Annotated in this window: 18 protein-coding genes; 8 read left to right on the top strand and 10 right to left on the bottom strand. The window is 66.7% G+C overall.

Annotation, left to right across the window (positions count from 1 at the left end):
- Window positions 1-18 precede the first annotated feature (18 nt).
- Together NF699_00805 and NF699_00800 are read left to right on the top strand one after the other, a co-directional pair.
- Entirely contained in the window at window positions 19-1,152 is a 1,134-nt protein-coding gene (locus NF699_00805; protein USU05284.1) for an acyl-CoA/acyl-ACP dehydrogenase, read from the top strand.
- On the top strand, window positions 1,152-2,045 hold the full coding sequence (locus tag NF699_00800; protein ID USU05283.1) for an acyl-CoA thioesterase II: 894 nt from the start codon (window positions 1,152-1,154) through the stop codon (window positions 2,043-2,045). Before NF699_00805 ends, NF699_00800 begins: the two co-directional genes overlap by 1 nt.
- A gap of 4 nt (window positions 2,046-2,049) precedes the next feature.
- On the opposite strand, the gene NF699_00795 is transcribed toward NF699_00800, so the two are convergent.
- The 6 genes from NF699_00795 to NF699_00770 form a co-directional block, all read right to left on the bottom strand.
- Window positions 2,050-3,207 (bottom strand): energy transducer TonB, encoded by a 1,158-nt coding sequence (locus tag NF699_00795; protein ID USU05282.1) that lies wholly within the window; start codon window positions 3,205-3,207, stop codon window positions 2,050-2,052.
- Window positions 3,208-3,247: 40 nt separating this feature from the next.
- A complete protein-coding gene (locus tag NF699_00790) occupies window positions 3,248-4,048 on the bottom strand; it encodes an SDR family oxidoreductase (protein ID USU05281.1) in 801 nt (266 codons plus the stop codon).
- On the bottom strand, window positions 4,048-4,812 hold the full coding sequence (locus tag NF699_00785) for an SDR family oxidoreductase (protein ID USU05280.1): 765 nt from the start codon (window positions 4,810-4,812) through the stop codon (window positions 4,048-4,050). Before NF699_00785 ends, NF699_00790 begins: the two co-directional genes overlap by 1 nt.
- A gap of 22 nt (window positions 4,813-4,834) precedes the next feature.
- Window positions 4,835-5,878 (bottom strand): phosphotransferase family protein, encoded by a 1,044-nt coding sequence (locus NF699_00780; protein USU05279.1) that lies wholly within the window; start codon window positions 5,876-5,878, stop codon window positions 4,835-4,837.
- A gap of 172 nt (window positions 5,879-6,050) precedes the next feature.
- Window positions 6,051-7,133 carry a Zn-dependent alcohol dehydrogenase gene (locus tag NF699_00775; protein USU05278.1) on the bottom strand — a complete coding sequence of 361 codons (1,083 nt, stop codon included), beginning with the start codon at window positions 7,131-7,133 and terminating at the stop codon, window positions 6,051-6,053.
- 110 nt (window positions 7,134-7,243) lie between these two features.
- On the bottom strand, window positions 7,244-8,506 hold the full coding sequence (locus tag NF699_00770; GenBank protein ID USU05277.1) for an acyl-CoA dehydrogenase family protein: 1,263 nt from the start codon (window positions 8,504-8,506) through the stop codon (window positions 7,244-7,246).
- A gap of 154 nt (window positions 8,507-8,660) precedes the next feature.
- On the opposite strand from NF699_00770, the gene NF699_00765 reads away from it, so the two are divergent.
- The gene (locus tag NF699_00765) at window positions 8,661-9,920 is read left to right on the top strand and encodes a TetR/AcrR family transcriptional regulator (GenBank protein USU05276.1); all 1,260 of its coding nucleotides are present in this window, start codon (window positions 8,661-8,663) and stop codon (window positions 9,918-9,920) included.
- Window positions 9,921-9,960: 40 nt separating this feature from the next.
- On the opposite strand, the gene NF699_00760 is transcribed toward NF699_00765, so the two are convergent.
- Together NF699_00760 and NF699_00755 are read right to left on the bottom strand one after the other, a co-directional pair.
- Window positions 9,961-11,025, bottom strand: a complete 1,065-nt coding sequence (locus NF699_00760) for an acyl-CoA/acyl-ACP dehydrogenase (GenBank protein ID USU05275.1) — start codon at window positions 11,023-11,025, stop codon at window positions 9,961-9,963.
- 97 nt (window positions 11,026-11,122) lie between these two features.
- On the bottom strand, window positions 11,123-12,331 hold the full coding sequence (locus tag NF699_00755) for an acyl-CoA dehydrogenase family protein (protein ID USU05274.1): 1,209 nt from the start codon (window positions 12,329-12,331) through the stop codon (window positions 11,123-11,125).
- 158 nt (window positions 12,332-12,489) lie between these two features.
- Between NF699_00755 and NF699_00750 the strand changes: the two genes are divergently transcribed.
- From NF699_00750 to NF699_00730, 5 genes are all read left to right on the top strand, one after another.
- On the top strand, window positions 12,490-13,692 hold the full coding sequence (locus NF699_00750; GenBank protein USU05273.1) for an MFS transporter: 1,203 nt from the start codon (window positions 12,490-12,492) through the stop codon (window positions 13,690-13,692).
- A gap of 73 nt (window positions 13,693-13,765) precedes the next feature.
- The gene (locus tag NF699_00745; GenBank protein USU05272.1) at window positions 13,766-14,536 is read left to right on the top strand and encodes a thioesterase family protein; all 771 of its coding nucleotides are present in this window, start codon (window positions 13,766-13,768) and stop codon (window positions 14,534-14,536) included.
- Window positions 14,537-14,655: 119 nt separating this feature from the next.
- Complete coding sequence (locus tag NF699_00740; GenBank protein USU05271.1) at window positions 14,656-15,147, top strand: hypothetical protein; 492 nt, start codon at window positions 14,656-14,658, stop codon at window positions 15,145-15,147.
- A 68-nt stretch (window positions 15,148-15,215) separates the two neighbouring features.
- The gene (locus NF699_00735; protein USU07165.1) at window positions 15,216-15,935 is read left to right on the top strand and encodes a response regulator; all 720 of its coding nucleotides are present in this window, start codon (window positions 15,216-15,218) and stop codon (window positions 15,933-15,935) included.
- Between the two features lie 29 nt (window positions 15,936-15,964).
- Window positions 15,965-17,290, top strand: coding sequence for a HAMP domain-containing histidine kinase (locus NF699_00730; GenBank protein ID USU07164.1), 1,326 nt, complete (start codon window positions 15,965-15,967; stop codon window positions 17,288-17,290).
- A 63-nt stretch (window positions 17,291-17,353) separates the two neighbouring features.
- On the opposite strand, the gene NF699_00725 is transcribed toward NF699_00730, so the two are convergent.
- Window positions 17,354-18,643 (bottom strand): MFS transporter, encoded by a 1,290-nt coding sequence (locus tag NF699_00725; GenBank protein ID USU05270.1) that lies wholly within the window; start codon window positions 18,641-18,643, stop codon window positions 17,354-17,356.
- Window positions 18,640-20,745, bottom strand: coding sequence for a M3 family metallopeptidase (locus NF699_00720; protein USU07163.1), 2,106 nt, complete (start codon window positions 20,743-20,745; stop codon window positions 18,640-18,642). The genes NF699_00725 and NF699_00720 overlap by 4 nt, the downstream gene beginning before the upstream one ends.
- Between the last annotated feature and the right edge of the window lie 52 nt (window positions 20,746-20,797).

The following is a 20,797-nucleotide window of genomic DNA, read 5'->3' as shown; positions in this document are numbered from 1 at the left end:
AACACGGATATTGCCACGATGCCTCTCTACCTCAACGAAGAACAGACGATGCTCCGCGACACCGCGAAGGACTTCGTCGCCGAACATGCCCCCGTGTCGCACCTCCGCGCGCTCCGCGATGCGAACGACGCGACCGGGTTCAGCCGCGACCTGTGGAAGCAGTTTGCGGAGATGGGCCTGAACGGCATTCTCATCCCCGAGGCGCAGGGCGGCCTCGGCCTCGGCCATGTCGAGGCGGGCGTGGTGCTGGAGGAGATCGGCCGCAACCTGTCGCCATCCCCCTTCCTCACCACCGCGGTCGCGGCGGTCGAGGCGCTGAAGGGATCGGCGCAGGCCGACCGCTGGTTCCCTGGCATTGTCGCCGGCGAAACGGTGGCGGCGCTGGCGATCGACGAGGGTGCCAAGCATCGCGACGCGGTGGCGCTGAAGGCCGAGCGCTCGGGCAACGGCTTCCGCCTGACCGGGGCCAAGCGGTTCGTCACGCACGGCCATGTCGCCGACCTGCTGATCGTCGCCGCGCGTACTGCCGGATCGCCCGACGATGCCGAGGGCGTGACGCTGTTCGCCGTCCCCCGCGACGCCGCCGGCCTCACCGCCTCGCCCGAGCGACTGGCGGATTCCAGCCTTGCCGCACGCATGGCATTCGAGGGAGTCGAGGTGGATGCCGATGCGGTGATCGGAGAGGTCGATGCCGGTCGCGACCCGCTCGGCCGCCTGCTCCGTGCGGGTCGCACCGGCGCGGCGGCGGAACTGCTCGGCATCGGCGGGGGCGCGATGGACATGACCGTCGGCTACCTCAAGGAACGCAAGCAGTTCGGCGTCGCGATCGGCAGTTTCCAGGCGCTCCAGCATCGTGCCGCGCACCTCTATAGCGAGATGGAGGTCGCGCGCGCCGCGGTGCTCAAGGCGCAGCAATTGCTCGATACGGGCGCGGATGCGGAGATGGTGGACGGGGCGGTGTCGATCGCCAAGGCGATCACCGGCATGGCGACGACGCTTTCGGTGCAGGAGGGCATCCAGATGCATGGCGGCATCGGCATGACCGATGAATATGACATCGGCTTCTACATGAAGCGCGCGCGCGTGCTGGCCGAGATGTTCGGCGATGTCGGGTTCCACGCCGACCGGCTGGCGAAAGCGGCAGGGTATTGATGGCGGAGTTCATCGAACGAACGCCCGAACAGCTCGCGGCGATGCTTGTCACGTTGCTGGACGTCGAGGAGATCGACGTCGACCTGTATCGAGGGTCGCGCCAGCCCGGCGGTCGCGGCCGGGTGTTCGGCGGACAGGTGATCGCGCAGGCATTGCAGGCGGCGCAGCGATCGGTCGAGGGCAAGGACGCGCATTCGCTCCACGCCTATTTCATGCGGCCGGGCGACGAGAATTTTCCGATCGTCTACCAGGTCACCCGCGATTTCGAGGGCAAGAGCTTTGCCACCCGGCGGGTGGTCGCGATGCAGCAGGGGCAGCCGATCCTGACCATGGCCGCGTCCTTCCAGACGCCGGAAGAGGGTCTGCATCATCAGGACACGATGCCCGATGTGCCCGGCCCCGACACGCTGAAGTCCGAGCGCGAACTGCGGCAGGCGATCGCGCATCAGGTGCCGGAGCGATTCCGCGATTTCTTCACCCGTCGGCAAACCGCGATCGAGATGCGCCCGCTCCATCCGCGCAGCTGGTTCGCCCCGGAGAAGCGTCCGCCGAACAATGCCGCGTGGTTTCGCACCGCCGCATCGATCGGCGACGACCCCGCGCTCCATCGTGCCGCACTCGCCTATGCATCCGACATGGCGTTGCTGGCGACGTCGATGATGCCACACGGCGTCAACTGGTTGATGCCCGAGATGCAGACGGCGAGCCTCGACCACGCGCTATGGATCCACGAGCCGTTCCGCGCCGACGACTGGCTGCTCTACACCACCGATAGCCCGTGGGCCGGTCATGCGCGGGGGATGAACCGCGGTAGCATCTTCAGTGCCGACGGGCGGCTTGTGGCGAGCGTCGCGCAGGAAGGATTGATCCGGCGCCGCCCGCCCAAAGCGTGATGCCTCAGTCGACCACCGCTTCGGGCACGACCGGGGCGCCGGGCTTGCGCATCACATAGCGGACCCGGTCGACGCAGCCCGTATAGCCGGTGCCGCCCTTCCGGAAGCTGGCCGAGCGTATCATCGCCGCCGCGGCATCGCCGAATTCGGACGTCGGTTCCGATTGCAGCACCCGCACGTTGCCGGTCTGCCCCCAGGGCGCGACGTCGTACGTGACCATGGCCCACCCCTCGATACTGCGACGCCGATAGGCAGCGGGATAGGTCAAGACCGGTGGGCGGTCCCATCCATGCTCCCGCGGGCAGGTGGCGCCGGCAGGGCGGACCGCGTCTTCCTGAGGCGGGACCGGCGCCGGCAGGATCGTGCCGTTCTTGTGATAGGGGTAGAAACAGCCGACCCGCACGCCCGGTACGAACCGCGACTTCGCCACCGCTTCGCGCGCCGTCCGGTCCAGCGCCGCCGTGCCGGTTCCTGCCAGCGTCCGGAGGTTGCGCGGCTTGCCGCCACGATCGAGGTCGTAGCCGGTCATGCTCCATGTCGCGTAACCGGGCTGTTCGGGCAGCGTCCCGAACGCCGGAAAGCCGCGCAGCAGGACGTCCGGCGACGGATTGGTGCACGTGCTGCCCGCGGGCGTAATCCGCTGCCAGACCATTTTCGGCGGCGGCGTCGTGGGGAACACGGCATAGGCCATCAGCTCCGCGATTGGGGCCCCGGCAATCGACACTGCGTCGACGACGAACGTCGCCGTGCACCCGCTCCGCTCCCCGCCGGTCGCGAAGCGACTCGCCGCAAGCGCCGGGGCGACGTCCTCTGCGTCGGGGACATACTCGAACTCCGACGCCATCCGGCGACGGATCGACAGCGGCCGGCCGCTGGCATCGATCCGGAATTCCAGCGTCAGGGGGCGACGGGGTTCGGACCGGCTCCAGGTCAGGAAACGCCGGGCGTCGGGTTCCCGCACGATGGCCTGCGCGGTGCCGCCCGGGCCATCGGACCGCTCGCAGAACACCGGACGCATCACCCAGCGCCCCAATTGCTGTTGCGGAGGTTCGAGGGTCACGGCGTGCGGTCCCGGCTCCCGCTTGTACATCACTACCGGCGGCGGCGGCGACGTCTGCTGCACGATTGCTGCGGTGATCGCGGCGGCGAGGAGGATAACCATGACGGCATCCTGTCCCACGCCGATGACGCTAGCAAGTCACTCAGACGGCCGTTCTGCCGTAATCCTGTCGCGTGACCGGATGGCTGGACGACAGGCCGCCGTCGACCGCGATCGCCTGTCCGTTGACGTAGCTCGCGTCGTCGGAGGCGAGGAACAGCGCCACCCTGGCCAGCTCCTCCGGCTGCGCGCCACGGTGCAGCGGGTTGAGGCGGCCGAGCCGGTCCATCTTGCCGGCATCGCGGGCGTAGTCGAAGGTCGGTTTGGTCATACCGGTTTCGGTCAGGCCGGGGCAGATCGCGTTGACGCGGACATTGCTGCCGGACAGTTGCTGCGCCGCTACAGCGGCGAGGTTGATGACGCCCGCTTTCGATGCCGAATAGGCAGGCGAACCCGCACCGGAACGGATGCCGGCGACGCTGGCGGTAAGGACGATCGCTCCCGCTCCCCGTTCGGCGATACGCGGCGCAGCGTGCTTGATCGCGAGGAATGGGCCGATCAGATTGACGCGGAGTACGTCGGTGATGAGCGCGACGTCGGTGTCGAAGATGTTGGCCATGCCACCGGATATGCCGGCGTTGGCGAACATCACGTCGAGCCCGCCGAACCGGTCGCAGGCGAGCGCGACGGTGCGGACGACATCCTCCTCGACGCCGGCGTCGATGCGGATGGAGTGGGCGATGCCGCCGGCTGCCGCGATCATCGCGGCGGTGTCGTCAGCGCCTTCGGTCTTGTCGGCGACGATGACGCGGCCACCCTCGGCGGCGAAAAGGAGAGCTGCGGCGCGACCGATGCCGCTGCCGGCGCCGGTGACGACGATCGATCTGCCGGTGAAGCGGGCCATCAGATCGTAACCCCGCCGTCGACGACCATCGCCTGTCCGGTCATGTAGCGGCTTGCATCGGAGGCGAGATAGACGACCGCGCCGGCGATATCGATCGGATCGCCCAGCCGGCGCAGCGGCGTGTGCCTGCTCGATCGCGTCTCCGCCTCCGGCGTGTCCCAGAGCGCACGGGCGAAGTCGGTCTTGATGAGCCCCGGCGCGATGCAGTTCACGCGAACGTTGTCGGGGCCGTATTCGACCGCATAGTTGCGCGCGAGCTGGAAGTCCGCCGCCTTGGACACGTTATAGGCCCCGATCACGTCGGAGCCGCGCAGGCCGCCGATCGAGCTGACGATGATCACCGATCCGTCGCGGCGTTCGCGCATTTCGGGCACGACCATCTGGATCAGCCAGTGGTTGGAGAGAATGTTGTTGTCGAGGATTTTGCGGAACTGGTCGTCGGCAATGCCCTCCAGCGGGCCGTAATAGGGATTGGAGGCGGCATTGCAGACGAGGACGTCGATGCGGCCGAACTGGCGGCGGGTCTCGTCGACAAGATGCCGAAGCGCGTCTTTAGACGAGATGCCGGCGGCAACCGCGATCGCCCTGCCCTCACCGAATTCGGCGTTGATCGCGGCGGCTACCGCGTCGCACGCGTCCTGCTTGCGGCTACTGATGACAACCCGCGCACCGGCGCGGGCGAGTTCGAACGCACTGGCCTTGCCGATGCCGCGTGAGGAGCCGGTGATGACGGCGACTTTGCCGGTGAGATCGAAGAGTGACATGCAACCCTTTCAGATAGAATGATCAAGCCCCCGCCGCCTGCGCGAAGTGCCAGCTGGCGGCGGCAAGGCGGTGGACCTGGGCCGCAGACCGTTCGGCCTGCGCGCTGGATGCGGTGCCGTCGACGATCCGCTTCTTGATGCCCTGCACGATCCCGGTCAGGCGGAAGAGGTTGTAGGCGAAATACCAGTTCAGGTCGGGAACGCCGTCGCGCTGCGTCCGCGCGCAGTAACGGGTCGTCATGTCCTCGATCGTCGGGATGCCGGTTTCCGGACCGGTGCGTCCCTTCACGCCCGATCGCCCTTCGGGTTCGGTGACCCAGCTCATCAGGAAATAGCTGAAGTCCGCCAACGGATCGCCCAGCGTCGACAGTTCCCAGTCGAGCACCGCAACGACGCGCGGTTCGGCGGCGGCGAAGATCATGTTGTCGATGCGATAATCGCCGTGGACGATCGACGTGCGCGTCTGTTCGGGGACGGTGCGCGGCAGGAATGCAATGAGGCTCTCCACCTCGGGCATGTGTTCGGTTTCGCTCGCGCGGTATTGTTTGGTCCAGCGTTCGACCTGACGTGCGAAGTAGTTCCCCGGCTTGCCGTAATCGCCGAGACCGGCGGCGACGTAAACGGTGTTGTGAAGGTCGGCGAGCGTGTCGACCATGGCATTATAGATGCCGGTGCGCTGATCGGGCGTGTAGTCGGGCAACGTGCCGTCCCACAGGTTACGGCCATCGGCGAGGCCCATGACGTAGAACATCGCGCCGATGACGCTGTCGTCGGTGCACAGGCCGTAGGGCCTGGCGACCGGGAAGCCGGTGGGGTGGAGGCCGGCGATCAGCCGGTATTCGCGATCGACCGCGTGGGCGGAGGGAAGCAGCGGCCCGAACGGCTTGCGGCGCAGAACGTAGGCGCCGGACGGGCTGTCGATGCGATAGGTCGGGTTGGACTGGCCACCAGCGAACTTGGCGTAGGTGAGCGGGCCGGTGAAGCCGGCGACGTTCGCCTCCATCCATACGATGAGGTTCGCTTCGTTCAGGCGATCCTTGTCGGCGACGGGGATGGTGTCGGTCATGCTCTCACCGCTCATGGGTTGCTGGTCGTGCACGGTGCCCAACCTCCCCCGTCGCCCCGGACGTGTTCCGGGGTTCCACTCTGCGGCGAAGCACAGGCTTTGCGCCTCAAGTCCTGCCGTTGCGGTACGTGACCCCCGGAACACGTCGGGCGTGAGGGGCGGGAAAACTGCCTCATTCGAACACGATCACGCTGCGGGTGGCGTCACCCTTGCGGAGTTCGTCGAAAGCGTGGTTGATCCGCTCCAGCGGCATGCGGTCGGCGATGATCGTGTCGAGGTCGAGCTGGCCACGCATATAGAAATCGACCAGTCGCGGGATATCGACCGGAAAGCGGTTGCTGCCCATCAATCCGCCTTGCAGCTTCTTGCCCGAAAGAAGGTCGATCGCCGACAATCCGACTTTTTCGTTGGGCGGGAGCATGCCGAGGATCGTGGCGGTGCCGCCGCGGCGCAGGACCTTCACCGCGGTGGCGGCGCTCTGCGGGCGGCCGACCGCCTCGATCGCGTGATGGACGCCGCCCCTGGTGATCTCGACCACCTCGTCGGCGGCGGTGGGCGACATCGTATCGATGCTGTGGGTGGCGCCGAGCTTTTCCGCGAGCGCACGCTTTTCGGGTACGGGGTCGAGCGCGATGATCTTGCCGGCACCGGCGATCCTGGCGGCGTTGATCGCGGCGAGGCCGATGCCACCGCAGCCGACGACGCAGACGGTCTCACCCGGCGTCACGTCGGTGGTGTTGAACACCGCGCCGGCGCCCGTGGTGACCGCGCAGCCAATCAGCGCGGCGCGGTCCATCGGCATCTCCGGGTCGATAGCGACACAGGCATGTTCGTGGACCAGCATCATCTCGGCATAGGCGGACAGGTTGAGCATCTGCGCGACCGGCTGGTCGCCGAGCATCAGGCGCGGCGGTGCCCCCTTTGGACGGCGGACGCCGGCGTCGACGCACAGGAACATCCGCCCGGTGACGCAGAATTCGCACTGGCCGCAGAACGCGCTGAGGCAGGTGACGACGTGGTCGCCGACCTTGACCGTGCGGACCTCGCTGCCGACCGCCTCGACGACGCCCGCAGCCTCATGGCCGGGAATGGTGGGGAGCGCGTGCGGGTAGATGCCGTCGACGAAATGCAGGTCCGACCGGCACACGCCGACGGCTACGGTGCGGATCAGCACTTCGTGCGGTGCGGGATTGGCGACGGTGACGTCTTCGATCGTGAGCGGCTGTTTAGGTTCGAAGAGGACGGCGGCTTTCATGGCGTGATCCTGTGAGCGATCGGGCTCCTGCGACCGCAGGAGCCCAGGGTTATCGAGCGGCGCGCTTGTGGCTCTGGCTCCTGCTTTCGCAGGAGCACCGGCCGCCGGCATCACCGCACCGGGCGGTCCGCGGCGTATTCGCCGTATTTGCCGAATTCGGCGCGGGCGATGGCGCGGTTGTGGACCTCGTCGGGGCCGTCGGCGAAACGGAGGGTGCGGAGGGCGGCCCATGCGTGGGCGAGATGGAAGTCCTGGCTGACGCCGCCGCCGCCGTGCGCCTGGATCGCGTCGTCGAGAATCTGGAGCGCCATCGTCGGTGCGGCGACCTTGACCATCGCAATCTCAAGCTGGGCCGATTTGTTGCCCGCCTTGTCCATCATGTCCGCCGCCTTGAGACACAGCAGGCGGGTCATTTCAATGTCGATCCGGGCCTTTGCGATGCGTTGCTCCCATACCGAATGATCGGCGATACGCTTGCCGAAGGCGACGCGCGACAGCAGTCGTTTGGCCATCGCCTCGATCCCGGTCTCCGCCACGCCGATCGTCCGCATGCAGTGATGGATGCGGCCCGGCCCGAGGCGCCCCTGAGCGATCTCGAACCCCCTGCCCTCGCCGAGCAGCACGTTCTCGACCGGCACGCGGACGTCCTTCATCACCACTTCGCCATGACCATGCGGCGCGTGGTCGTAGCCGTAGACGGTCAGCATGCGCTCGATCGTGACGCCCGGCGCATCCATCGGCACCAGGATCATGCTCTGCTGCGCATGGCGCTTGGCAGACGTATCCGTCTTGCCCATGACGATCGCGACCTTGCAACGCGGGTCTCCGACACCCGACGACCACCATTTGCGGCCGTTGATGACGTAATGGTCACCGTCGCGGACCATCGAGGTTTCGATGTTGGTCGCGTCGGACGAGGCGACGGCGGGCTCGGTCATGAGGAATGCCGAGCGGATTTCCCCTCGCATCAGCGGCCCGAGCCATTGCTCCTTCTGTTCGCGGGTGCCGTAGCGGTGGAACACCTCCATGTTGCCGGTGTCGGGCGCGGAGCAGTTGAACACCTCCGATGCCCAGCCGATCTTGCCCATTTCCTCCGCGCACAGGGCGTATTCGAGGTTGGTGAGCTGCGTGCCCTCGAATTCGAACGTATCGTCGACATGCGTCTGGCCGGAGTTCGGCGGCATGAAGAAATTCCACAGGCCGGCGGCCTTCGCCTTTTCCTTGCACGCTTCGATGACCGGGATCACCTTCCAGCGCTCGCCCTCATGCTCCTGCGCGTCGTGTTCGGGCATGCGCGGCCGGATTTCCTGGTCGATGAAGCTGCGCACCCGATCGCGGAAATAGGTTTCGCGCTCGCTGAGGGTGAAGTCCATGTGGCTCTCTCCAAACGTCTTTGGCGACGGTCTAGGCCGTACCGTACATTCGGTAAAGTGGTCGCGAGCGCCAGTGCGGCGCTTTTTCACGCCTGATCGTACCGCAGCAGAAAAAACACTGTTTCTTCGAAAGCGCAGTGGATAGACTGGCCGGATGGACCAGACGGGGGCGGACGCCAGCCACGCGATCGGCGGAGAGGAACAGGGGACGAAGCGCTTCCGTGCGAAGCGCGACGCGATCCTGTCCGCCGCTGCGGAGGCGATCAACGAGCAAAGCGCGAAGGGCATGACCTTTGCCGACGTGGCGCGGCGGGTAGGGCTGAACACCACCAGCGTCACCTATTATTTCAAGCGCAAGGAAGATCTGGCGGCGGCGGCGTTCGAGCATACGCTCGACCAGCTGCTGGCGATGATCGACGAGGCGATGACGGAAGGGGGCCCGCGCGAACGCGTTCGCCGCTACCTGAGCCTCAACATGGATCGGCTGGCGCGGGTGCAGCGCGGCGAGGATCGAGCGATGGCGGTGCTGTCGGACCTGCGGGCGACCGAAGAGCCCAACCGTACCCGACTGATGAATCGCTGGCGCGAGGTGTTCCGGCGGACGCGCGCGCTGTGGGGTACTCCGGCGAACCGGGCGCAGACGGATCTGTTCGGCGCGCGGGCGCACGTCCTGCTCGAGAATACCTTCTGGCTGACGGCGTGGCTCAACCGGTACGAGCCGGACCAATATGCCCGCGTCGAGGCGCGGCTGATGGACGTGTTCGACCATGGCGTCGCGGGGCCTGATGCGCGCTGGGCGCCGGCGCTGATCGATCTGGAGCATGAGGAGACCGAGCCGGGGCGTGCCGCGTTCCTGCTGGCAGCGACGCGGCTGATCAACGAACTGGGCTATCGCGGCGCATCGGTGCAGCGGATCGCGGCGGAGCTGAACGTCACCAAGGGGAGCTTTTACCACCATCTGGATGCCAAGGACGATCTGGTGATCGCCTGCTACCGGCGCAGTTTCGACACGATCACCGATGCGCAGCGGTTGGCGGACGAAGCGGGTGGATCGTATTGGGATCGCCTGTCGAGCACGATCGCGACCCTGCTCGACGTGCAGTTCACCGAACGCGCACCGTTGCTGCGCACGACCGCCCTGTCGGGGCTGCCGCCGATGGTGCGATCGGCGATGGTCGATCGGTCGAACCGGATTGCGCGGCGGTTTGCGGGGACGATGATGGACGGGATCGCCGAAGGCTCGATCCGGGCGGTCGATGCCCTGGTGGCGGCGCAGGCGCTGATGGCGTTGCAGAATGCGGCGTTCGACATGCGCAAATGGGCGGCGGCGATGCCGCGCGACCGGGCGATCGCCATGTATGCCTCGACGTTGCTGTTCGGGCTGTTCGATGATCGAGCTTTGCGGGAGGCTTGATCCTTCGACGCGTGAATCCAGCGTCTTCTCTGCGTGCCGATCAATAGCCGTTCAAACGGGCGAAGCGTTCGCGGTGGAAGGCGGCGTTGCCCCACATCGCTTCCAGAACCGCGGCGCGCTTCATGTAGAAGCCAGCATCGTGTTCGTCGGTCATGCCGATACCGCCGTGGAGCTGGATCATCTCGCGGCTGACCAGCTTCAGCGTGTCGCCAGCGACCGCCTTGGCGAGGCTGACCGCCTGATCGGTGTCGGAGCGACCGGAATCGATCGCCTCCAGCGCGCCTTCGACGACGGATCGCATCAATTCGAGTTCGGTCAGCATCCTAGCCATGCGGTGCTGCAATGCCTGAAACGTACTGAGCGGCTGGCCGAACTGGACGCGGGTCTTGAGATAGTCGTTGGTGGTCGCGAACGCCTGTTCGGCGAGGCCGAGCATCTCGGCGGTGATGAGCGCGGTGGCGCGATCGACGACCTTCGCCGTGAGGTCCGGGCCGCCGAGAGGGACCGCGGGCGCGTCGTCGAAGCGGACCTCGGCATGGCTGCGCGCGTCGGCCATGCGGCGTGGCGAGCGGGTGACGCCTTCATCACCAGCGACCAGATAGAGGCCGTCGGTGGCGGCCACGATGAAGACGGTGGCACTGTCGCCCTCGGCGACGAAAGCCTTGGTGCCGGTGATACGGTCGCCCACGACCGCGGTAGTGACCGGGCCGCCGTGGATCGGCCCCTCGTCGACCGCCAGCGTGGCGACGACATCGCCCGAGGCGATGCGGGCGAGCCATTCAGACTTCGCCGCGTCGTTCTCACCCAGCGCGATCGCCGTGGCGGCAGGGCCGGTCGAGGCAAGCGGACTGGCGGCAAGGTTGCGGCCAAGCTGTTCGACGACCATCCCGAGCGACAGATAGCCCAGCGCCGAACCGCCATGCTCTTCGGGAATGACGATGCCGCCCCAGCCCATCTGGCCGATCTCGCTCCAGGCGGCGGGGTCATATCCTTCGGCAGGCGCGGCATTGCGCAGCTTGCGAAAGGCGGTGACGGGGGACTCATTGTCCGCCCATTCGCGCGCCATGTCGCGGAGCATCGTCTGTTCTTCGGTGAGGACGGCCATGTCGGTGTTCCTGCAAAATTGGCGGGCAAAATTTGGCGGGAGGTGTCGGCTCGCGCCGCCCTCCCGCTCCTCTCCAACTCGTGTTCGGCAGCGACGCTTACTGGTGGTCGAGCATGCCGAGAATGCGTTTGGCGACGATGTTGTTCTGGATCTCGGACGAGCCGCCGTAGATCGACACCGCCTTCCCCCACAGCCATGTGCGGGTCTGGGCAAGTTCGGCCTCGGTGAAGCCCTCGCCGTCCCAGCCGAGGCCGTTCATACCCATGATCTCGATGCCGAGTTCGGCGCGATCCTGCGTCACGCGGGCGCCGACGTTCTTCATGATCGAGGTCGCGGCGGACGGCCCGGAATTGGATTTCGCCTCCAGCGCAGCACGACGCAACGTGAGCATGAAGGCGCGCGTGTCCATCTCGTGCCGAACGAGGCGCATACGCAGGTCGGCGTCGGACACGCGGCCCTCTGAATCGGTGCCGCGATAATCCTTGGCCACCTGCGACAGCGGCTTGCCCGCCAGCAGGCGTCCTGCCGAACCGCCGCCTCCCGACAGGCTGGATCGTTCGTGCTGGAGCAGGCGCTTGCCGATCGTCCATCCCTCGCCTTCACGCCCGACCAGATTGGCCTTGGGCACCTTCACGTCGCTGAAGAACGTCTCGCAGAAGGGCGACGCACCGGAGATCAGCCGGATCGGCTTCACCTCGACACCCGGTGAATCCATGTCGATCAGCAGGAAGCTGATGCCTTCATGCTTCTTCGTCTTGTCGGTGCGGACCAGCGCGAAGCATTTGTCCGCCCATTGGCCGCCGCTGGTCCACGTCTTCTGCCCGTTGACGAGATAATGATCGCCCTTGTCTTCGGCGAACATCTGGAGCGCGGCCAAGTCGGAGCCGGCGCCGGGTTCGGAATAGCCCTGACACCAGCGCACCTGATTGCGCGCGATCGCGGGGATATGCTCCTGCTTCTGCTCCTCGGTGCCATATTCCAGCAGCGTCGGGCCGAACATCATCACCCCCATGCCGCCGATCGGATTGGATGCACCGATGCGTGCCATCTCATCCTGCAGCACCCGCGTCTCGGCCCGCGACAGGCCACCGCCACCATAGGTCCTGGGCCAGGTGGGAACGCCCCAGCCCTTCTCGCCCATGGCGCTGGTCCATGCCGCCTCGTCCGGCGTCGGATCATGCGGACCTTCCAGCGCGGAAAGGCCGGCATCCTGATGCGCGAGGCTCTTGGGGAAATTCGCCATCAGCCATTCGCGCGCCTGTTCGCGGAACGTCGCCAGCGGTTCGAGTTCGGCGGCGGTGGCCATCGGACGTCTCCTATGACCCGAATCTGAAGATCGGGTATGTCGAGCGGAGCCATGCCATGAAAGATCGCGCGTGCAAAGCCCCGCCATTGGCTTCGCACCGTCGATCGGGCAGAACGGCGCCGGGCCCGGGGGATCAGGCCCCGGGGGGACGAGAGCGCATGCGGTTCGAACACAGGGCAGTGCCGATGGCACTGGCTGCCGTGCTGATCGATACGATCGGATTCGGCATCGTCGCGCCGGTATTCCCGGCGCTGTTGACCAGCCTTGGCCAGACGGACATCGAACATGCGACCCGGACTGCTGGCTGGATGCTGGTCGTCTACGCCGCCGCGCAGTTCGTCGCCGGGCCAGTGCTCGGCAATCTGTCCGACCGGTTCGGGCGGCGGCCAGTACTGATCGCGTCGATGCTGAGCTTCGGGATCGATTATGCGGTCATGGCGATGGCACCGAGCGTCGCCTGGCTGTTCGTCGGGCGCGCCGTCGCCGGAGTGGCAGGCGCGGTCTACGGTCCCGCGGGGTCGGTGATCGCCGACGTCACGCACCCGGAAAAGCGGGGCGCGACATTTGCGTTGATCGGCGCAGCCTTCGGTCTGGGCTTCATCATCGGCCCTGCGCTGGGCGGGCTGTTTTCGTTATGGGGGCCGCGTGCGCCGTTCCTCGCGGCAGCGGCGCTGGCGCTGATCAACGCATCGGTGATGCTGGTTGCGATGCCGGAAACGCTCGCACCAGAACACCGCCGCCCATTCCGGCTGCGCGATGCGCATGTCGTCGGTGCATTCAAGCCGCTGTTCCGCGCAGGAAACGCCGCACCGCTGCTGATCGCGGTGTTCCTGTGGCAGCTGGCGCACATGGTCTATCCGGCGACATGGAGCTTCTGGGCGACGGCGCGATTCGGCTGGGATGCGAAGGCGATCGGCTGGTCCCTCGCCTTCGTCGGACTGGTGTCGACGATCGTGCAGGGCGGACTGACCGGACGGGCGATCGCTCGGTTCGGCGAACGGCGGGCGTTGCTGATCGGACTGATTGCGGGCGGCTGTTCGTTCCTGGCGTTTGCCGCGGTGACGGCGAGCTGGCAGGTCTATGTCCTGTTCTGCACCAGTGCATTGTCCGGCTTTGCGATGCCCGCGATGCAGGGGCTGTTGTCGCGCATGGTCGATGCGAGCCGGCAGGGGCAGTTGCAGGGCGGGCTGGGATCGATGGGCAGCGTGTCGGCGATCATCGCGCCGCTGCTGCTGACGCAGGTGCTGGCATGGGGGATCGACCATGATTTTCCCGGCGCGTCGTTCGTGATCGCCGGCGTGCTGGGCCTTGCCGCCGCGGCCATCGTCGTGGCGCGGGTGCGGGTGGCGGCCGCGGCGTGACTTTCGAAGATTGCGTATGGCGCGGGCAGAGCGCTTGACCTAGCGTGCGACGTGTATCGCGACGGGAGAGAGCATGACGGCATTGCGAGAGGTTATCGCGGGTCTGGAGCCGATCGAGGGCGGTTGGCGCGCGCATGTGCCCGAAGGCTGGTTGCAGGGTCGCACCGCTTATGGCGGGTTGTCGGCCGCGCTGGCGCTGCATGCCGCAATGGCCTCGGACGACGACCTGCCGCCGCTGCGATCCGCGCTGGTCGCGTTCATCGGACCGCTGTCCGGCGCGATCACGATCCGCGCTACTCGCTTACGGCGCGGTCGTAACGCCGCATTCGTGCAGGCCGATGTCGAGAGCGAGGCGGGGCTGGGCCTGCGCGCGACGTTCGTGTTCATGGGAACGGTGCCATCAGCGGTGGATCATCACGCAGGCGCCGCGCCGGCGGTGGCGCCGCCGGGACCGGACGATCGCGTGCTGCGCGGGCATCCGGCCGTGGCCTTCTCGCAGAATTTTGAGCTGGTCGAGCGGCACGAGCCGGGGACGGCGGAATGGCTGCGCTGGGTGCGGCTGAAGGATCGCGACGGGCTGCATCCGATGGTCGAACTGATGACGGTGGCGGATTGCCTGCCCCCGGTCGCGTTGAAGCTGCTGGGGCGGCCGGCGCCGGTCAGTTCGATGACGTGGCAGCTCAACCTGCTGGGCGATGCGCCGGTGACGCAGGATGGCTGGTGGCTGTTGCAGGCGACCAGCGACTATGTGCGGACGGGCAATTCAAGCCAGCGAATGGCGATATGGGCGGCGAATGGCACGCCGGTGGCAGAGCAGATGCAAAGCGTGGCGGTGTTCGCCTGACCGCGTGGGTGCGACAGATTGCGACACTTTCCCCCTCCCCGGACACAGACCGGCGACAGGACCGGGCGATAAGCGTTATCGTTCGGTGAGGGATCGGCCCCGCCGGTGGAGGTTTGACAATGCGTATTACCCTGGGTCTTGTGATTGCCGCGAGCGGTTTCCTGGCGGTGGGTGCCACCGCCCAGATGGCGGCTCCGCCTTCTCCCCCACCCGGCGGCGGCATGATGCGCGCGGACGCCAACCGCGACGGCATTGTGACGCGGGCCGAAATGATCGCGGAGGCGGAGGCGCGCTTCACGGCGATGGACGGCGACAAGGACGGCACGGTCACCGCGGCGGAGCGCGATGCCGCGCGCGAGGCGATGCGGGCACAATGGCGCGGCGGTAACGGCGGCAACCGGGGCGGTGGCCCGCGTGGCGGTGGCATGGGGATGCGGGGCGATCCCGACGGTGTCCTCACGCGCGCCGAGACGGTGCAGCGCGCGGGTGCGCGGTTCGACCGGCTCGACACCAATCGCGACGGCAAGCTGGATGCGGCGGAACTGGCGGCGGCGCGGCCGGGACGTGGCCCGCGCGGCGGTGGTGCGATCCCTCCCGCTCCCGCCCAGTGAATATGACGCCGGGCGTTTAGCACCGCCCGGCTTTGCAGGAGGCCGCCCGCATGGCTAATGCCGAACCGATGGGAGACATGCCGCACCTGTTGCTCGTCGACGACGAGCGTTCGATCCGTGAGCCGCTGGCGCAATATCTGACGAAGCAGGGATTTCGCGTCACGCAGGCGGCGGATGCCGAAGCGGCGCGGACCCGGTTGGCAGCCTATGCGATCGACCTCCTCATCCTCGACGTGATGATGCCGGGCGAGGACGGATTGTCGCTGTGCCGGCATATCGCCGCGACCAGCGATACGCCGGTGATCCTGTTGACCGCCAAGGCGGAGGAGACCGACCGGATCGTCGGGCTGGAGATGGGAGCGGACGATTATGTCGTGAAGCCGTTCTCACCGCGCGAACTGGCGACGCGGGTAAAGGTGGTTTTGCGCCGCCTGACCGCCGGCGGCGCGCGGCAGCATGCGCCCGAAAGCGGCTCCTATGCCTTTGCCGGCTGGGTGCTGAAAACGGGCGAGCGGGCATTGGTGGATCGTGAGGGTGTGTCGGTGCCGCTGTCGACGGGCGAGTATAACCTGCTGCTCGCACTGGTGACGCGGCCGCGGCAGGTGCTGACGCGCGACCAGTTGCTCGACCTGACCCAGGGGCGCGAGGCGGCGGCGTTCGACCGCGCGATCGACAATCAGGTCAGCCGGTTACGGCGCAAGATCGAGGCGGATGCGAAGTTGCCGGAGATCATCAAGACGGTGTGGGGCGGCGGTTACACGCTGGCCGCCGAAGTGACCCGATTGTGAGACTGTGGCCGCGCAGCCTCGCAGGGCAGATGGCGGTGCTGATCGCACTGGCGCTGTTCATTGCGCAGGCGGTCAATCTGGCGCTGGTGCTGCGGGATCGGGCGGAGTTCCGGCTGGCGCAGGCGACGCGACCGGTGGCGATCCGGGTGGCGGACGCGATCGATCGCGAAACGCAGGGTGTCCGCGCGATCCCGCGCAATCGCGGACGGATACGACGGGCGGATGGCAACGGCATCCCGGCGACATTGCCGCGCATGCCCCAGATCGCCGCCGAGTTGCGCACGCAGCTTCACGAACAGGGTCTCGATGTCGGGCGGATCGATACCGGCGTGCGCAACTGGACCGCGCTGGACGATGCGGTTTTGGGCCGCAATTTCCCGCGGAGTGCGCGACCACGCCGACAGGAGGATCGGCCGCAGCAAGCGTTGCTAATCGCGATCGAACAGCCGGGTCACGGCTGGCTGGCAGTGATCGTGCCGTGGGGCGATGGCGGCGGCATGCGGTTGTTCTGGCGGCTGTTTGCCCAGACGCTGGTACTTTACGGCGCGGTGCTGCTGCCGGTATTGTGGATCGTGCGCCGCATCTCTCGGCCATTGCGCGACCTGACCGCGGCCGCACAGCGCTTCGGCCGGGGCGGCGATGCGTCGGAACCGGTCGAGGTGCGCGGGCCAGCGGATATCGCCGGGCTGGTGCAGTCGTTCAACGCGCTCCAGACGCGCGTGACCGCGATGCTCGACGAAAAGGACCGGATGCTGGGCGCGATCGGACATGACCTGCGCACGCCACTGGCCGCGCTGCGGGTGCGGGTGGAATCGGTCGAGGACGATACGGATCGGCTGCGGATGGTCGAGACGATCGCGGAGATGAACCGGACGCTCGACGACATCCTGTCGCTGGCGCGGATGGGACGGCCGAGCGAGGCGATGACCGAGGTCGATTTCGCCGCATTGGTCGATGCGGTGGTCGAGGACTTCCGCGATCTGGGGCAGGACGTCGCGTTCGAGGAGGCGGAGCGGCTGCGCATGCGGCTGCGCCCCTCGCTGATCCGGCGGGCGATCCGCAATTTGATCGAGAATGCGGTGAAATACGGCGGCGGTGCCGAGGTGCGGGTCGTGCCCCGCGCGGAAGCGGTGCTGATCGAGGTCGCGGATCGCGGGCCGGGCATTCCGGAGGCGCGGCTGGCCGACGTGTTCGAGGCGTTCACCCGGCTGGAGACATCGCGCAACCGCGATACCGGCGGGATCGGGCTCGGGCTGGCACTGGCGCGGTCGATCGTGCGCGAAGCGGGCGGCGACGTGCGGCTGGCGAACCGCGAGGGCGGCGGGCTGTGCGCAACGATCGAATTGCCGCGGTAGCACGATCGCAACGGCGGTGGTCCTCATTCCTCCTCCGCGGACGCGAGGGAGGAACGGGGGCAATCAATCCTCGGCAATCTGGCTGTTCGCGCGAGTGTCCTTCATCCGCCAATAGGTGATGAGCGAGATGCCGATCATCGCGGTGACGTACCAGTAGAAGGTGCGCTCCATGTTCGCGTTCTTGAGCCAGAGCGCGACATATTCCGCGGTCCCGCCGAACGCGGTGTTCGCCAGCGCATAGGGCAAAGCCACGCCGAGCGCGCGAATATGTGCCGGGAACAGCTCCGCCTTCACCACGGCATTGATCGCGGTATAGCCGGTGACGATCACGAGCGCCGTCATCACCAGAGCCCATGCCACGACCGGATCCTTGACCGTCTCCAGCGCGGTGAAGATCGGCACGGTCGCGATCAGGCCGGCGATGCCGAAACCGATCATCAGCGGCTTGCGGCCGATCCGATCGGACAACGCGCCCGCCAGCGGCTGGATACCGGCATAGAGTGCGAGCGCCAGCGTCATGATCCAGGTCGCGCTTTCGCGGCTGAACCCGCTGGTATTGACCAGGAATTTTTGCATGTACGTGGTGTAGGCGTAGAAGGCGAGCGTGCCGCCGGCGGTTAGCAGGATGACGGTGATCGCCTGCCGAGGATGCTGGGTGAACAGCAGCCAGCCGCTCGATTTCGGCTTGTCCCTGGCATTGGTAAAGGCCTCTGTCTCCATCAGTCCGCGGCGGATGCGGAAGACGACGATCGCCAGCAGGCCACCGAGCGCGAACGGCAGGCGCCAGCCCCATTCCTCGAGCTGCGCCTCGCTTAGGACGCCCTGCAACAGCAGCAGCGTGAACAGCGCGAGCAACTGCCCGGCGATCAGCGTGACGTACTGGAAGGACGAAAAGAAGCCGCGGCGGTTCTTGCCCGCCATCTCGGACAGATACACCGCGCTCGCGCCATATTCACCGCCGACGGACAGACCCTGCATGAGTCGGGCGAAGACCAGCAACGCGGGCGCCCCCCAGCCGATCGTCGCATAGCCCGGACAGATGGCGATCAAGAACGCACCGGCGCACATCAACGTCACCGACAGCGTCAACCCGGCCTTCCGTCCACGACGATCGGCGTAGATGCCCATGATCCACGCGCCGATCGGCCGCATGATGAAACCGACGGCAAACACTGCAGCGGTGTTGAGCAGTTGCGCGGTCGGATCGCCCTTCGGAAAGAAATGGGGCGCGAAATAGAGGCCGAACGCGGAATAGACGTACCAGTCGAACCATTCGACCAGGTTGCCCGCCGATCCGCCGAGGATCGATTTCAGTCGGCCCGCAGGCGCCGGGTTGGCCGTCGCCCCACTCACCGCGTCACGCCCGCCGGCGGGGCGACACCGGTGGTTGGGAACCCGCGCTTGGCAAGCAAGGCGTTCACGTCGGGGTCGCGCCCGCGGAAGGCGCGATAGGCGGCGGCGCGATCGGTTTCGTTGCCGGTCGACAGCAGGATCCTCGCGAAGCGATCGGCGGTCGCCTTGTCCCACGGACTGCCTGCTTCCTCGAAGGCCGCGAAGGTGTCCGCATCCATGGTCTCCGACCACAAGTAGCTGTAATATCCCGCGGAATAACTATCTGAAGAGAACAGATGATTGAATTGCGGCAGGCGGTGACGCATCACCAGTTCTTTCGGCATCCCGACCTCCGCCAATGTCGCGCGTTCGAAGGCATCGGGATCGACGACTCCGTCGGCAATTGTGTGCAACTTCATATCGACGATGGCGGAAGAGAGATACTCTGTAGTGGCAAACCCTTGATTGAACGTCTTTGATGCTTCGATCTTATCGAGCAGAGCCTGCGGCATCGCTGCGCCGGTCTGGTAATGACGCGCATATTTATCGAGCACGTCGCGCGTCAGCAGCCAATGTTCGTTCACCTGACTGGGAAATTCAACGAAGTCGCGCGGTGTACCGGCAAGGCCGGGATAGGTCACGTCCTGCAACATCGCGTGGATCGCGTGGCCGAATTCGTGGAACAGCGTCTGCGCGTCGTCGAGGCTGATGAGGATCGGTTCGCCCTTTGCGCCCTTGGCGAAGTTGTTGTTGTTGGACGACAGCACCGTCTGCGCCGGGGCAAGCTTGCGCTGGCCGCGGTACGTGTTGGCCCATGCGCCCGAACGCTTGCCGGAACGGGCGAAATCGTCACGGTAGAACAGGCCGACCTCTTTCCCGGCGCGGTCGGTGACGCGCCAGACGCGCATGTTCGGTTCGAACACGGGAACGGTGCCGGTGATCTCCTTGAAGTTCAGCCCGTACAGGCGGTTGGCGGCGTAGAGCGACCCCTGGATGATGTTGTTGAGCTCGAAATACGGCTTCAGCTGCGCCTGATCGAGGTCGTACCGGCTTTTCCGAACCTGTTCCTGATAGAAGCGATAGTCCCACGGCTCGATCGTAATCTTCGTGCCCGATGTGTCGGCGATCGCCTGCATGTCGCGGACCTCTTCGGCGACGCGCGCCTTGGCGGCCGGCCAGACGCGCATCATCAGGTCCATCGCCGCGGTGGGCGTCTTCGCCATCGTGTCCTGCATCCGCCAGTCAGCATGCGTCTTGAAGCCGAGCAGGTGCGCGCGGTCGGCACGGAGCTTGACGATCTTCGCGATGGTCGCATTCGTATCGTTGGCGTCGTTATTGTCGCCGCGGTTGACGAAGGCGCGCCATACCTTCTCGCGCAACCCGCGATCGGTGGCGAAAGTGAGCACCGGGTCGACCGCCGAGCGGGTGTTGACGATCGCCCAGCCGGTCTGCCCGCGCTCGGTAGCGGCAGCTTTGGCCACCGCCTTGACGCTGTCGGGCACGCCGGCGAGCTGCGCCTCGTCCGTCACGGTGATCGCGGTGTTCTCGTCGGCGAGCAGCCGCCTGGAGAAGTCGCTGAACGCGCTCGCGAGTTCCTGATTGTAGGCGGAAAGCTGCGCCTTTTGCGTCGCATCCAGCTTCGCACCCTGGCGGACGTAGCTGTCGTAGGTGCGCGTCACCAGCCGCTGCTGCTGTGGGTCGAGCTTGGCGCGGGCTGCGTAGACCGCCTCGACCCGCGCGAACAACTTCGGATCGAAGGTGATCGCGTCCGACGCGGCGGCGAACTTCGGCGACCATTCGCGGTCGAGCGCCTGATAGGCCGGACTGTTCATGTTGCCGGTCATGACGCCGAACAGCGTCATCACGCGGCCGTAGCGCTGGCCGGCAAGCTGCATCGGCACGAAGGTGTTGGCGAAGGTCGGCGCCGCGGGATTGTCGGCGATCTTGCGATAATCCGCGGCGCGCTCGGCGAGCGACACCTCGAACGCGGCGGGGAACAGCTCCGGCTTCACCTTGTCCCACGGCGGCACCCCGCCATAGAGTCCCGTCCAGTCCGCCATTAGCGGATTGGTGGCCTGTGCTGCGGCTGGCGGATTGGTCTGGGCGAACGCACTGGTGGCCATCAGCGCGCTCGCGCCGGCAGCGAGAAGGATGTGACGCAAGATACTCTCCGGA

The sequence above is a fragment of the Sphingomonadaceae bacterium OTU29LAMAA1 genome (assembly GCA_024072375.1).
In the GTDB taxonomy this organism is placed as follows: domain Bacteria; phylum Pseudomonadota; class Alphaproteobacteria; order Sphingomonadales; family Sphingomonadaceae; genus Sphingomonas.
Note: the sequence above shows the minus strand (reverse complement) of the source record. Positions and strands in the feature narration are given on the sequence as shown.

Coding starts and splice junctions, on each gene's coding strand:
- NF699_00805 (USU05284.1), top strand. CDS start 19: ATGCCTCTCTACCTCAACGAAGAACAGACGATGCTCCGCGACACCGCG.
- NF699_00800 (USU05283.1), top strand. CDS start 1,152: ATGGCGGAGTTCATCGAACGAACGCCCGAACAGCTCGCGGCGATGCTT.
- NF699_00795 (USU05282.1), bottom strand. CDS start 3,207: ATGGTTATCCTCCTCGCCGCCGCGATCACCGCAGCAATCGTGCAGCAG.
- NF699_00790 (USU05281.1), bottom strand. CDS start 4,048: ATGGCCCGCTTCACCGGCAGATCGATCGTCGTCACCGGCGCCGGCAGC.
- NF699_00785 (USU05280.1), bottom strand. CDS start 4,812: ATGTCACTCTTCGATCTCACCGGCAAAGTCGCCGTCATCACCGGCTCC.
- NF699_00780 (USU05279.1), bottom strand. CDS start 5,878: ATGACCGACACCATCCCCGTCGCCGACAAGGATCGCCTGAACGAAGCG.
- NF699_00775 (USU05278.1), bottom strand. CDS start 7,133: ATGAAAGCCGCCGTCCTCTTCGAACCTAAACAGCCGCTCACGATCGAA.
- NF699_00770 (USU05277.1), bottom strand. CDS start 8,506: ATGGACTTCACCCTCAGCGAGCGCGAAACCTATTTCCGCGATCGGGTG.
- NF699_00765 (USU05276.1), top strand. CDS start 8,661: ATGGACCAGACGGGGGCGGACGCCAGCCACGCGATCGGCGGAGAGGAA.
- NF699_00760 (USU05275.1), bottom strand. CDS start 11,025: ATGGCCGTCCTCACCGAAGAACAGACGATGCTCCGCGACATGGCGCGC.
- NF699_00755 (USU05274.1), bottom strand. CDS start 12,331: ATGGCCACCGCCGCCGAACTCGAACCGCTGGCGACGTTCCGCGAACAG.
- NF699_00750 (USU05273.1), top strand. CDS start 12,490: ATGCGGTTCGAACACAGGGCAGTGCCGATGGCACTGGCTGCCGTGCTG.
- NF699_00745 (USU05272.1), top strand. CDS start 13,766: ATGACGGCATTGCGAGAGGTTATCGCGGGTCTGGAGCCGATCGAGGGC.
- NF699_00740 (USU05271.1), top strand. CDS start 14,656: ATGCGTATTACCCTGGGTCTTGTGATTGCCGCGAGCGGTTTCCTGGCG.
- NF699_00735 (USU07165.1), top strand. CDS start 15,216: ATGGGAGACATGCCGCACCTGTTGCTCGTCGACGACGAGCGTTCGATC.
- NF699_00730 (USU07164.1), top strand. CDS start 15,965: ATGGCGGTGCTGATCGCACTGGCGCTGTTCATTGCGCAGGCGGTCAAT.
- NF699_00720 (USU07163.1), bottom strand. CDS start 20,745: ATGGCCACCAGTGCGTTCGCCCAGACCAATCCGCCAGCCGCAGCACAG.